Here is a 13832-nt window from a genome sequence, read left to right as displayed (position 1 = left end):
AGGTTTAATTATTTATCGTCCATGTTTTTGAGCAGCTCTTTTATTTTTTTGAGTTCTTCGGCCGATGTTTTATCGTTGCCCAGTAAGGCTACCATCAAATCGCTCGGCGAACCATTGTACATCGAGTCAACAAAGCGGTCAAGCATATTGCCCTTTACCTTGCTTTCTTCAAGCACGGCACTGTAAACGTGTTTCATATTGGTTTCATCACGCTCCAGCATCCCCTTCTCTTTCATTACCTGCATCAGCTTAAGGGTACTGGTATAAATTACCGCTTCCTTTTGCTCATTAACCTTATCATGCACAAATCTTACTGTCGACGGCCCATACTGCCATAACACCTGCAATACATCCATTTCGGTTTTGGTAGGCGTTAAATCAGCAGCAATATCCTTTTTAAACAAACTCATAAACCAAAGGTATGTATTAAAAACGTACGTTGCAATAGATAAGCTATTTTTTATTGAAAAAATTTACTTCATAACAAAACAACCACCCTAATACTAAGGTGGTTGCACATTATAAATAATAAGATCAGTGTTTTAAAAACTCTTGGCGAAGGTTAAACCCACCTTGCCATCCTGGTAAGTTGGCAGCAATAAAGAGTTATTATTGCTTTTCTTATCATTCCCACCGCGAAACACACTGTTACGGATAAGCGGGTACAGGTAATACGCCGCCTTGGTTGAAAGGATGCCGAAACCGGCGCCTGCTACAATATCGCTAAACCAATGCTTGTTGTTATATACACGCAATATAGCCGTAGCGGTTGCAAAGCCATAGCCTACACCTCCGTATATTGGCGAGCGGTCGCCATATTCCTGGGCCATAAACTCGGCCGAAACAAAGGCGTTGCCGGTATGGCCTGAAGGAAACGAAAACTTATCTGACCCATCGGGCCGTTCACGATGGGTAACCCGTTTTAAGCCAAAGGTAGTACCGGCAAATATGGCTTCTGAAAGTACAAGCAGCATAGTACGGTCAATAAAAGTATTTTTACCATGTACGCCTGCCAGGTTCAGCGTATACACCGATACTATTGGTGCATACTGAAGGTAATTATCCAACTTGGTATGAAAGCCCGGATGGTCTTTATTCATATCATTCCGTACACGATAGTCGATATTGCGTATGAACCCTACTTTTAATGACAATAAACCGTAGGCAACAAACGCAGCGGGTGGTATGTATGATGGAAATTTACTTTCGAGATGTTTGACTGTATCCGGTAAAGTGAGGATATTCCTGGCGGAGTCTTTTTGTAAAGAATCCTTTTTTACCGCATTTTTTTGTAATGTATCCTTAACCTGGGCATACGATGGCAGCGAGAATGACGCTGCCAATAGCATCGAAATAAAATAAAACCTGAACTTTTGCAAAGAATCCCCCTTATTAAGCGCTGATAAACACAATTATACACTCCAATTCTGTAGAATTTCTGAAGTATATAAACAATAAATTAACACGCTGTTAACGTAAATTACACCTCATATGTTGTGTGTCCTTTTAAATTGATTTTGAGGCCGATAGATTTCGTTTTAATTGTTCTTTTAACAATAAATAAAAATAACTATGTTTGGTAGCGCTTCCAATAAACCACCAAACTACCTGAATGAAGATTATCAAACTTATTCCCTGCCTTTTGCTGCTTATCAGCGCCCGTATTTTTGCCCAGGAGCAAGCCCATATCACCATCAATTTACATGACCAGGTTGGCGATATGTACCCCGTTTGGGCATGGTTTGGCCACGACGAGCCTAACTATACCTATATGAAGGATGGGCGCAAACTGCTGTCAGAACTGGCCGCGTTAAGCCCGGTACCGGTACGCATGCGGGTGCACAACCTGCTTACAAGCGGCGACGGCACAGCTGCATTAAAATGGGGATCGACCAATGCGTATACCGAAGATGTTAACGGCAAGCCTGTTTACAACTGGCATTTGGTTGATAGCATATTTGACACTTACGTTAAACTGGGAATGAAACCCTACGCCCAGATAGGTTTTATGCCCGAGGCTTTATCAACCCATCCTAAACCCTACCGCCATTACTGGAAACCCGGAGATAATTATGATGATGTTTATACTGGTTGGGCCTATCCGCCAAAAGACTATAATAAATGGGAAGAGCTTGTTTACCAATGGGTAAAACATTCAGTACAACGCTATGGCCAGGCAGAGGTTGAAAGCTGGTACTGGGAAGTTTGGAACGAGCCAAACATTGGCTACTGGAAGGGTACCATGAAGGAGTTTTTTAAACTGTACGATTACGCAGCGCATGGTGTAAAACGGGCCTTGCCTACTGCGCATGTTGGCGGACCGGAAGTTGCAGGTGGCTCCAGTCCCGGCGGGATGAAGTTTTTAAATGCATTTATTAAACATTGCATTGCCGATACCAATTATGCAACAGGCAAAATAGGCTCGCCTATTGATGTGATCTCTTTTCACGCCAAAGGGCAGCCTACACTTGTTAATGGAAAGGTACGCATGAACATGGCCCCGCAGGTCCGCGATATCAGGGAGGGCTTTAAAATTGCAGCATCATATCCTGAAACTAAAAACACGCCAATAGTAATAGGCGAATCAGATCCGGAAGGCTGCGCGGCTTGTGGTATGGCTACCAATCCCTCAAATGCTTACCGCAACGGCACCATGTATTCGAGTTATACCGCGGCTTCCATAGCAAGGGAATATCAACTGGCCGACTCATTGGGCGTAAACTTTATGGGTTCGGTGTCCTGGTCGTTCGAGTTTGAAAACCAGCCCTGGTTTTACGGCTTCCGCGATCTGGCTACCAACGGGGTTGATAAGCCGGTACTTAACGTTTTCCGGATGCTGGGGATGATGAAGGGCAAACGCTTGAAAGTAACCGGCGACAAGATGTACCCGCTTAAAACCGTAGCCGATTCAAGCATCAGGGGGCGTTCAGATATTGGAGCAATAGCATCTGTAGATAAAAAAGAAGTTACCGTACTGTTGTGGAACTATCACGATGACGATACCCATGATGCAGGTAAGACTGTACAGATCAGGATGGAGCATATGCCACATACGTTTGTCAAACTAACCCAATACCGCATTGATGATGAGCATAGCAATGCTTATGAGGTATGGAAAAAGATGGGATCGCCACAGCAACCCACCGCCAAACAAATTAAGGAACTTGAAAAAGCCGGGCAATTACAAAAGTTCGGCAAACCGGTTATACTACTGGCCAAATCGGGGCTATCAGGTGCTGATGTGTTATTACCGAGACAAGGCGTTGCGCTTTTAAAGTTTACATGGTAGGTAAAATCCATTTATCAGCCATCACACAAAAATCGTCCCAACCAATGTAACCGCAATATATGGCCAAAACATCAAGTGTATAGGGCGATGGCTTAAACCTGGCCGGTATAATGCCAAAAGCTTTATTCAGGGCATAGAGATTAATTTCATGCCCTGTTTTTTCAATAATTAAATCCTTAAGGATTTCGGTATCAAAAAACTCGCTATCAAATTCAGCGTGGTGCAACGCCCTGCCTTTGAGTGCTTCAAAGCAGGTGTCAGAAAAGGGTTTAATCAATTTAGTTAAACTTATCAGGGTAAAATAACAGATACCGGCACCGGCAAATACAATCACAAATTGTAAAAATGAATTTTAAATTCCAAATTTATATCATCATGTGTCGATGAACCGGCACTTTGTATCAGTAAAGCCGGTAAATCTGTTTACTTTTTCAAAATAAGCTCTTCCTTGGCAGCCCAAAGGCCTACATCCTGTTTGGTAAGTGCGGCGGCCATCAGGTCGGGAAATTTATCGGGAGTGCAGGCAAAAACCGGCACACCCAGATCAGCCAGAAACTGTGCGTTATGATGATCATATGACGGCGAGCCATCATCGCTCAAAGCAAGCAGCACAACCAGCTGCACACCTGCCGAAACCAGTTCAACAGCGCGGCGACGCATTTCGGTGACGTTACCTCCCTCATAAAGGTCAGTAATCAGTACCAATACGGTATCGGTAGGGCGGGTAGTTATTTGCTGGCAATAGGTTAACGCCGCGTTGATATCCGTACCTCCGCCTAATTGTACGCCAAATAAAAGATCCACGGGATCGGCCAGTTCTTCAGTCAAATCAGCAACAGCTGTATCAAACACCACCATTTTAGTTTTGATGGCAGGAATAGAAGCCATTACACTCCCAAAAATCCCCGAATAAACTACCGATGACCCCATAGACCCGCTTTGATCCAAACACAGGATCACATCTTTTAACGACGATCGTTTACGCCCGTATCCTATCCTTGTTTCGGGGATAATGGTTTGGTATTGGGGCTGGTAATGTTTAAGATTTTTGAGGATAGTAGCGCCCCAGTTTATTTCATTATGCCGTGGCCTGGTATTGCGGGTGCTGCGGCTTAAGCTACCTGTGATGGCTTGCCGGGTGGGCTCGGCCAGTTTTTTGATCAGCTGGTCAACCACCTTGCGTACCACCTGTCTTGCAGTATCCTTTGTTTTATCGGGAATAACGCGGCTCAGGGTCATTAAAGTTGCCACCAAATGAACATCGGGCTCAACGTTTTCCAGCATCTCCTTTTCAAACAGCATCTGGGTTAGGTTAAGCCGTTTCAAGGCATCCTGCTGCATTACCTGCACCACACTTGAGGGGAAAAACGTACGGATATCCCCAAGCCAGCGGCTCACGTTTGGCGATGAAGCGCCAAGGCCGCCGGTGCGGTCGCTGTCATAAAGGGCTTCAAGTGTCCGGTCGACTTTAAGGTCGGCTTCATCAAGGCTAAATTCGGTGCCTTCATTTTGGTTGCCGCCCAATATTAACCGCCATTTACGCAGGTGTTCTGGCTCAATTTCCATTTGTTTCGATAGTATTTATGGTTAAACCCAGTAGTTGCATAATAACCGGCAGGCCTTGTTTAGCCCGTTCGGGATCAAAATTTGCGCTGATGTTTGTATGCTGATGCCCTGATCCTCCGCCCGAACGCGCCTTTTCACCCAGCTTTCGCCTTTCGGGATTGGTGAAGTTGGCAAACGTGCGGCGTAGCAAGGGCAGCACCTGCATAAAAATATCATCTGTAAGGCCGGCAACCCAGTTGTTAATCACCTGCCAAAGGTCCTGATCAAGCAATAGTAAGGTACCGCTGCCTTTCAAAAAACCTTCGAGCCAGGCCGCGGCAATAACCGGGGCAGTGGCCGATGACATAGCAAAGCTGAAATACTGCATCAGTTGATCGCCCTCCAGTTGCCGCGCATCATGCAATAAACGGGTACTATAGCCACCTATAACCGGCGAAGTGCTTTTATTGGCAGCTATCATTATCAATGTTTGCTGCCACATGGCAGTTATCTCCTCATCCTGCAAAAGGTTAATACCATCGTTCAGTTTAAAAAACAGTTCCAGCAATTTTTGCGAGGCATCTTCATCAATGGCAATACAGGCATTGGGTAAACTGATACAAATACGGGTAATAATACTGTTGATGATGCTAAGCACCAGCTCGGCATCTGTTTTACGCACGTTGCCATACCTTGCCACAGTTATCAGGCCTGGCACTACCTCCATCAGTTCAATAACATCGGCAGAGGCTGCAGCTAAATTATTAAGCTGATTGATCAATGCCTCAATAGCACCGGGCAGCTCGGCAGGGATAGTTTTTTCAAGCAGGTTGCCTATGGCTTTCAGCTCTTTTGCTTCTTTTGCCTGGTTGAGCACGCTGCTGGCAGCGGCTTCGGCCACAGTATTACCCAAATTACCGCGTTCAATGATCTCGACGGAATAACCAGGGTCCCATTGCAAGCGCCATTGTTCTTTAAACGTACCCTTGCCCGTAGTATATTGCTGCCTGCCCCAGTTGATCCCCAGTAACTGCAGGCGGTGCAGGAAAATGCTCCGGTCAAGGTCGGTATCTTTCCGCAGATCGAGTGTATAATCTTTATAATCTGCTGTGGCGGGCAGCCTTAATTTCTTTTGTTGTTTTTCAATATCGAGTTGCAGCGGCGGTTTGGGAATTTCAACAGGCACCTCCCCTATCTGGTGGCCAACTATCAGTTCATCCTGCACCAGTTTCAACAAAATGCTTTCGCCGTTACAGAGTACGCTTAGCGTTGCCCCATTCAGTTCTTCCAAACCTACCTTGGGCAAGCCGCGCAATGATGCCAGCGCGCCGGCCAGCCTTACCGCTTCAATGATATGCGCAACAGAAGTATCCATCTGCTGCTTGCGGAACAATTGCGCTACATTGGCCATCCATAAAGTGCCGTCATCATGCGGGTGGTTCCAGATATGGTTGTACCAGCCCGGCGAATTGATGCCCGCACCATACCCGCTGTAAAAACTCAACCGGCTGAATGTCCAGGGGATCCAGGTGCATTCTGTTTTTACTTTGGGGAGGCCTTTTAATATTTCGTTATCATCCTTTTGCGATGATTTGCCCTGTAAAGCAGGTACGTGCCAGGCACCGCAGATCACCGCTATGGTATGAAACATTTCCTTTTCGGCCTGGCGGATGGTGCGGCGCATATAGGCCTCGCGCATCAGTTCAAGCTTTTTATCTTTTTGGGGCAGGCTTTCCCGAAGCGCCTGCATAGCTTCGGCCACGGCATCAAAAACATCCTCGTTATTATTGCGGTACTCAAAAGTATGCTCCCACCATTTCTCATCGTCGGCAAAACCGGCGGCATCAGAAAGATAGCTTATCGGACTTTTGTATAACTGCTCAAAATTTTGCCCCTCATTATTTATCTGATCTGCATCCGGTTCATCCTCCTGCTTAATCACTTTATGCTCCTTTTCAACCAGCATCTGGTTACCTGCAGGCAAATCCATAAAACGTACGTGGATATTTTGCCTGCGGGCATAAAGAATGGCTTGCCACTCTGGCGAGAAATCGGCAAAAGGGTAAAACACCGAACGCTGCGGGTCATCAGGCTGATAACAAAGCAATGCGACAGGCGGTTTAAGGCCTTCGTTACTTACCCATTGCAGCATAGCATCGGCTTCCGGCGGACCTTCAACCAAAACAATATCAGGCTTAACCGTTTCCAGGAAAGCTTTTACATTACGCGCCGAACCCGGCCCGTGGTGCCTTATGCCTAAAATATGTACTGCCATTGGCTTAAGGTTGTTTGGTTATAGATCGCGGCAGGCACGGTAAATATCGGCCCAGTCGGTACGGGGTTTTACAACAGTTTCCAGATATTCCTGCCAAACCAGCTTATCCTGTACCGGATCTTTTATTACCGAACCAATGATGCCGGCGGCAAGATCAGCAGCTTTTAACTGCCCATCGCCAAAATAGGCTGCCATTGATAAGCCACTGTTCACTACCGAAATAGCTTCGGCAGTGCTTAATGTGCCCGATGGTATTTTGATCTTGGTTTTGCCATCCAGCGTAACACCTGCCCGAAGCTCGCGGAAAATGGTCACTATCCGGCGGATCTCCTGCAATGCTGGTGGTTCGGCAGGCAGTTCCATTACTTTTTCAAAGCTTTCAACCCGGCGGCGTACAATGTCTATCTCCTCCTCTACAGAATCGGGCAGTGGTAGGATCACCGTATTAAAACGGCGTTTTAACGCGCTTGATAATTCATTTACGCCCTTATCGCGATTGTTGGCTGTAGCTATAATATTAAAGCCTTTAACGGCCTGCACTTCGATATTAAGCTCCGGCACGGGTAACGTTTTTTCGGAAAGGATGGTGATCAAGGTATCCTGCACATCGGCACCGATCCGGGTAAGCTCTTCCAGTCTCACGATCTTGCCATCCTTCATGCCGCGCATTACAGGTGTTTCCACCAATGCATCGGGCGATGGGCCCTGCGCAATTAAACGGGCATAGTTCCAGCCATAACGAACAGATTCTTCGCTGGTACCGGCCGTTCCCTGGATGATCATGGTTGAATCGCCGCTTACAGCCGCCGCCAGATGCTCGCTTACCCAGCTTTTTGCTGTGCCCGGCAAACCGTATAACAGCAAGGCACGATCTGTTGTGAGGGTAGCTACCGCTATTTCCATTAACCGGCGGTTACCGATGTATTTTGGAGAAACCTCGAAACCGTTCTTCAGCTTACCACCCATAAGGTAGGTAACTACCGACTGCGGGGAAAGCACCCAGTTGGCGGGGCGCTTATCGCCATCCTGCTTTTTCAGTTCTTCCAGTTCGTGTGCAAATAATTGCTCTGCATGCTGACGTAATATCTGTGACATGTTAAAGTTTTTATGCGTTAAAGGCTTTAAGCGTTTGCTGTTTTAAGCTGAGTAAATTAATTAAATGATTGCGGGTTTTATCCCAGGTAGGCTGAAGGTTAGCCTGTTGTGATGTGATATTTTCAATATGGTTCAAAGCCCCAACAGGGATGAGCCTGATATACCTTGTAAAAAAGCCACGGTTATATTCATAGGGCCAGTTAGCCATTTTAAGCAGGGCCGCAACGGCAAACTCTGTCCCCCACTCATCATTAATACGAACTGCATGGGCAATTGCGTTTTGGGCATCATTGCTCAGTGCCTTCAGCAAATATTTTTCCTGCTCCCTGCCGCTTAGCATCTCAACAAAATCAGGATAAAACATCCGTTGACCTACAAAAAACGGCACCCAGCTTTTTTGCCCAAACTTTGCTACTGCGTTTGCCAAAGCCGGAACCATTTCCTGGGCATATTTTTCAAAATATTCAACTACCTGCACGGGCGTTGCTTCAAACTGTTTTTCCCAAAACGCCGGCGGCACGCTACTGATGAGCTGGTAAATAACATAGTTCTCGTCCGTAACGGTACTTTTTGGCCCGGATAGTTTTTCGATGCCTGATTTGTAGATGCCTTCATCAACTACCGCAGGAAGTTTTACGTGGACAGAAGTTTTGGTGGTTAAGCCCAGCAAAGCTTTCTCTTTTTTAAGCGTTACCGACTGTAGCAGCAACTCTTCATATTGTTTGATAACTGATGAACCGGGGATGCTTTTAAGCAGCGCTAAAGCTTCGTCTTTAACTTTTTGTCCTTTTTCGTTCAGTAAGCTTTCCAACCATGGCAGGTCATCGGCATTGCTGTTTATTTTCAGGGCCTTCAATAGCTCCAGTTTACCGGCTGCGTTTTCCTGCTCCCAGGTTTGCTGCAACCATTCCAGCGCTTTGACGGGTTCATTTTGCCTTAAGCGTTTTAACACCTCTGCCCTCTGGGCGGGACTGCCGGTTTGCCAAAGTTCTTCATCGGGCAAAATGCTGAACCAGTTCCATACCGGGTTCATCTTACTGAGCCAGGCCCCCCTGTTACCGCTGCATTCAATAACAACTGAGCGCAATGAAACATCTTTTTGTGCTTTTTCAAGTACTGCAGGCAATACATCAGGCATTAATAAGCACCCAACTTTACTGCATTGGTTTAACCAGAGTTGCAGCAGCTGATCGTTCTCCTCGTCCAATATAGTATTCAAAACCCTGACAGCTTCGGGTGTGCAATAGGATTTTATTTCTTCAGATGCCTTGTTTACCGGCAAATCATTTTTTTGAAAGGGTACAAAACCCGATTGTCTGTAATTATAGATCACAGCCGCTTTTTGCAGGTAACGTTCTTCCTTATCTAATGTTGCTGCGGCATCTATCGCGTTAGCTATTACCGCCACATCTTCAGGCAAATCGGCAATGGCAGGCGTGGGTTTATCAGTGCCCAGCATGGCGGTGTTTATGATACTTTCCCAGGCCTTCATCAGATACTTTTATAATTATTTTGATGCCATACGCCAAGCGGGTGGTATTCGTTTTCCTTACCTATTACGGTCATGGTTACGGGATCGCCTCCGCTTATGGCCACCAGTTGCCAGATATTGGTGTAAGCTGCAGATACTTTGCAAAGGCAGCCTTCGTTATCCTGCAGCCACCATTGTTTTTGATAATAAACAGGGGTTAGCGATGCAATCACAACAGGCATTTCGCTCCGGAATGGCAAACGGCTGTTCAATATGGTTTCGTACCCTGCAACCTGCTGCCAGCCGGTAAAGGTTTGTACCGTAATGGCATCAGTCTGCCTTACTATATTATAATCTTTCAGGATGGCCCGGTACGGTAAAGTTGAGGGAAAATACACCAGCGTTGCATCCAGGTACATACCTGGCGAAAATGCAAGCGGCGGGATTTGTCCCTTAACCGTAAACTGCAGCACCAATGCGTAACTGTTGGTTTTTAAACCGTAAAGCCAGTTTTGTTCAATAGTTAGCTGCTGTTCGTCACGGTTTTCTTTGCCAATTACCAGCCAACTGTCCCTTACACCTGCTTGTGCCCTCAGCTCTTCCTGGTTGGTGGTGAAGCCTATGGTTGTGCGGAGGTCCTGCTGTAAATCCGGATCAATATTTTGAATGTTATTGTAACCTTCGGCCACAAGGTATAGTTGCAGCAGCTTATCCATAAAGCCGCTTTGCCAGCCTTCGTTCCAAAAGTTGGTAGCAGCAAGGTTCCTGACCATACCGGCCAGGCCCGATGCCTGGGCATCAACCATGCGGCGGGCCATGTTATCCCAGTAAGCGGGAGTTTTTTCGGGGATAGTTAAAATACCGCCGCGTACAATATCTTTGATCCAAACCATCAGCTCGGCTATACCTGCGCTTACCTTTTGTTCACGTGCCTGCTGGCGTTTGGCCTGCGCGTTTTCATCGACAGGTCTTTCTACCGCTTTTTCAACTTTCTTTTCTTCTTTTTCGGCACGCTTGTTTATCCAGTCGTTTACCCAGGCGGGCATGGCTGTTTCGGTAAACAAACCCGGCTGCCGGACACATAAAAGCATTAACCCTAAACCATGCTTACAGGGAAACTTACGACTTGGGCAGGAACATTTGAAAGCAATAGCACTAAGATCAACCTGGGTTTGGTAAGGTTTGCTTCCGCTGCCCTGGCATTCGCCCCAAAGGGCCTGTTCATTGATGCCCTTGCTTACCCATTTAGCCGGATTAGCCAAATCACGACCAGCTTTTTTTGAAGCTTCATCGGGCGCGAGGGCGTATATCTGATCTTCCGTTAGCTGCAAAACTTGTGGTATTTAGTATAAAAACGGGTTAGGTATTCCGATCCTAAAATCAGGATAAAATAATTAAGCGTCAAGCCGGAATGATGTTTTTTAAACGCCTTCCATGTTATATATCGAAATCCGGTTGTCTGCCTCTAAAAAAGCGCAATGATGCCTTTTGGGTGATGCAATTATCCTTTCAATATTTTTTTCTGTAGATATAGTTGAGATCTGCTGAGGCTGTTTGGCCGACAGGTCATATACCTGGGCCTGGTTGCCGCCGGTTATAATCAAAAGGTTATCAGTTAATATTTTAATATCAGTAGCAGCAAAATCCTGTGCAAAAAAGTCACCGCGAACCCTCATTTCATTAATGGCCGGAATAATCACCATACATCCCTGGTCAGTTAGCAAAGCTATTTTCAGTGAGGTATGGTATCCTGTTACCGAAAATTTAATGATGTTGGCCCCGATCTGCAAAACCTCCATATTGCCTTTGGCATCAAAGCGTAAAAGCGACATATCAAGGCAGTAATAAAAATGTTCTTTCCTAAAAACCATAGGCAGCGGGGTGGCAATTCCACTTCCAAATTTGACATCCTCACCATCTAATTTGCAATGATGGCTGGCTTTTAATTCGCCTTTATCCCTAACCGAAAAATGGCCAAGTTTTGCAAATCCATTTTCATGATATAAAAATGTTAACGCGCCTGATATACTGATACAAGATCCTATTACCCCAGCCGGCAAACCTGGAAAAGCTTTAAGAAAAAAGCCCCTTTCAAAATAAGTAAAGCTTTCCATTTTCTTATCTATCAGATAAGGGACTTCCTTACCCACTAATATAACATATTCAGATATACTTCCCGTAATCAAGCTAAATGCTACGTTTGGCTGCCATTTAAATAAAAACTCATACGTTGCCTTACCATTCCAGTTTGCGCGCATTAACATCAGGTCATTACCTTTCAAGCCAATAGCCAGGATCTGGTCATGGTAAACTACGAGGTCGATACATTTGGTATTGTTTTTAAAATCAAGGTATGTTGGTTTAGTGCTGATCTCAGGCAGCTGCTTATTGTTGCTTACAAAGCGATTAGCATCGGCAGTAAGCAAACGGTCGCCGGGCACAAACCTGTTCATAAGCTTTAGTCCGCTCATCTCGCCGTTCTCTACCTGGGTATGCACAATTTCATAGGCAATATTCAGCGATGTATCTTCCAGCTGCTTACCCCTGTACTTTTGGGTTATATCGGCCAGTACATTTAAAAACGATGTGCGTTTTAGACGTGGTACATGGTCCGCATAAATCTTTTTAACCTCATGAGACAGATCGTCATCTTCCGGTTCATGGCTCATTTCAAAATACGCTTTCAGACAGGCCTCCGGATTAGCAGTATCCTCCCAACCGGTTAAAAGCAGCTGTTGGGCCTGGTGTTTCCGGTTCATTTTATCCATACTCAGCCTGGCAGCTTCCTGGTAATGCTTACCGGTTTTAAGGCGGTCAAGAGTTTCATCGTAATATTTAAAAGCGTTTTCCTGCTGATCCAGCTGCATATACAGGTCGCCAACTTTTTCGGTATGATCCAGTTCTATATACAAAGGGATGGCCTCGGTTAATAAGCCGCCTTTTTCCAGGCATTCGGCAGCCATGCGGTTGTTTTTTAAATGATCTTTATACAAAGCTGCCGCCTCACGATAAAGTTTACCCTGCTGCAACACCGTACTGGCCGAATAAAAATCACCAAGCAGGTGGGCGTAAATATAGGCAGCCTTTTTAAAATTGCCTTTATCAACAGCCTCCCTGGCCGATTGCTGATATCTGGCCCTTAACTTAGCGTGATAATCACCAACATTCCAGCTATCCACACGACCGCCACCGCCAAGCCGGCGCAGGTTAAAATCAAGCGAGTTCCGGCGGGTCAGTTTACCTGATTTTGGCCCATCGCCCCTGTTCAGGTAAGGGCTATCAAGCGGAATAGCATACTTCAAAGCCTCATCCGAATCAGAATCGAACATATTCATGAGACGTTTCAATTCGCTGTCGCGCTGTTTATCCAGATCAGCAATTTTCCTGTTAACCCAATTTTCCAATTGCTGCAACCATCCCTTTCGCTGGCTGTTACCAACTGGTTTAGCCGAAGGAAATATGGCGTAAAACATAAAAAACAGCACTTTACCTATAAAGCCCAGCACCATAAGCAAAAACAGCGCAATCATGCTTAGGGATTTCAATATTGCTTTGATACTTCCAGGCAATTCAGATCCTTCACCGGCTGTTATGTCAGGGATCTCATCAAGCGGTTTGCTTCCAACATCTTCTTTAATATTGTCCAAAACATCAGCAAATTCTTCGGGTTCAAGGGCGATCATTCTTAAACCCTGGGGCTGAACCAAACCCGGATGCGCCATGTGCCAGTTATTTTGTTTGGACTGAGGTATTGCGATCAGGGATGAGAGTTTAATTTCATCCTTTTTTTCAAAACCCACCAAACCTATAAACGGGTGAAAAACCTGCAATTCCCAAAGCAGCAGTACTTTAAGCTCATCATTGCCAATAACCGGGTAAAGTGTTGATTTAAGCGGGATAAAAAGTTTACCAGCCAGCATGCTGTAAGGATATTGAATGAATTGGGCAGCGGGGACATGTTTTTCATGAAATATGACAAACAAACCCGCACTCTCATTAACCGCAATGCTTTGCGGCATAATAAAGCAGCGTACTGTTTGCAGGTTAATATGCCACAACTGCATTTCCCTGAACCAGGCGGCGGGCGAAACACCCGGCAAAAAGGCCGCATTAACCTCCCGGTTACCCTGCCCGTTATATTTCAGTTGCAATAGCAT

The 13832-nt window shown here is 45.7% G+C and carries 10 protein-coding genes; 1 reads left to right on the top strand and 9 read right to left on the bottom strand.

From position 1 onward, the window contains the following. Positions 1-8: 8 nt before the first annotated feature. Both ACFFGT_RS06695 and ACFFGT_RS06690 read right to left on the bottom strand, forming a co-directional pair. Positions 9-410, bottom strand: a complete 402-nt coding sequence (locus ACFFGT_RS06695) for a BlaI/MecI/CopY family transcriptional regulator (protein ID WP_377021741.1) — start codon at positions 408-410, stop codon at positions 9-11. Positions 411-542: 132 nt separating this feature from the next. After that, positions 543-1349 (bottom strand): phosphatase PAP2 family protein, encoded by an 807-nt coding sequence (locus tag ACFFGT_RS06690; protein ID WP_377021740.1) that lies wholly within the window; start codon positions 1347-1349, stop codon positions 543-545. A gap of 263 nt (positions 1350-1612) precedes the next feature. Here ACFFGT_RS06690 and ACFFGT_RS06685 point away from each other — a divergent pair, with 263 nt between their 5' ends. Continuing rightward, positions 1613-3289 carry a GH39 family glycosyl hydrolase gene (locus ACFFGT_RS06685; RefSeq protein ID WP_377021739.1) on the top strand — a complete coding sequence of 559 codons (1677 nt, stop codon included), beginning with the start codon at positions 1613-1615 and terminating at the stop codon, positions 3287-3289. Here the strand turns inward: ACFFGT_RS06685 and ACFFGT_RS06680 are convergent. The 7 genes from ACFFGT_RS06680 to ACFFGT_RS06650 all read right to left on the bottom strand — a co-directional run bounded on the left by ACFFGT_RS06680 (position 3279) and on the right by ACFFGT_RS06650 (position 13832). Beyond that, positions 3279-3623, bottom strand: coding sequence for a hypothetical protein (locus ACFFGT_RS06680; RefSeq protein ID WP_377021738.1), 345 nt, complete (start codon positions 3621-3623; stop codon positions 3279-3281). The two genes, ACFFGT_RS06685 and ACFFGT_RS06680, sit on opposite strands and share 11 nt — an antisense overlap. 89 nt (positions 3624-3712) lie before the next feature. Further along, entirely contained in the window at positions 3713-4855 is a 1143-nt protein-coding gene (locus tag ACFFGT_RS06675; RefSeq protein ID WP_377021737.1) for a VWA domain-containing protein, read from the bottom strand. Beyond that, a complete protein-coding gene (locus ACFFGT_RS06670) occupies positions 4845-7109 on the bottom strand; it encodes a DUF5682 family protein (RefSeq protein ID WP_377021736.1) in 2265 nt (754 codons plus the stop codon). The genes ACFFGT_RS06675 and ACFFGT_RS06670 overlap by 11 nt, the downstream gene beginning before the upstream one ends. An 18-nt stretch (positions 7110-7127) precedes the next feature. Continuing rightward, positions 7128-8204 (bottom strand): ATP-binding protein, encoded by a 1077-nt coding sequence (locus ACFFGT_RS06665; RefSeq protein ID WP_377021735.1) that lies wholly within the window; start codon positions 8202-8204, stop codon positions 7128-7130. A 10-nt stretch (positions 8205-8214) separates the two neighbouring features. Continuing rightward, entirely contained in the window at positions 8215-9696 is a 1482-nt protein-coding gene (locus tag ACFFGT_RS06660) for a DUF5691 domain-containing protein (protein ID WP_377021734.1), read from the bottom strand. Further along, the gene (locus ACFFGT_RS06655) at positions 9696-11006 is read right to left on the bottom strand and encodes an SWIM zinc finger family protein (RefSeq protein ID WP_377021733.1); all 1311 of its coding nucleotides are present in this window, start codon (positions 11004-11006) and stop codon (positions 9696-9698) included. Before ACFFGT_RS06655 ends, ACFFGT_RS06660 begins: the two co-directional genes overlap by 1 nt. A 90-nt stretch (positions 11007-11096) precedes the next feature. Beyond that, positions 11097-13832 (bottom strand): bpX3 domain-containing protein, encoded by a 2736-nt coding sequence (locus ACFFGT_RS06650; RefSeq protein ID WP_377021732.1) that lies wholly within the window; start codon positions 13830-13832, stop codon positions 11097-11099.

Origin of the sequence: Mucilaginibacter angelicae, from assembly GCF_042434235.1 — a bacterium.
Taxonomy (GTDB): domain Bacteria; phylum Bacteroidota; class Bacteroidia; order Sphingobacteriales; family Sphingobacteriaceae; genus Mucilaginibacter; species Mucilaginibacter angelicae.
This window is presented reverse-complemented; position numbering and strand designations above follow the sequence as displayed.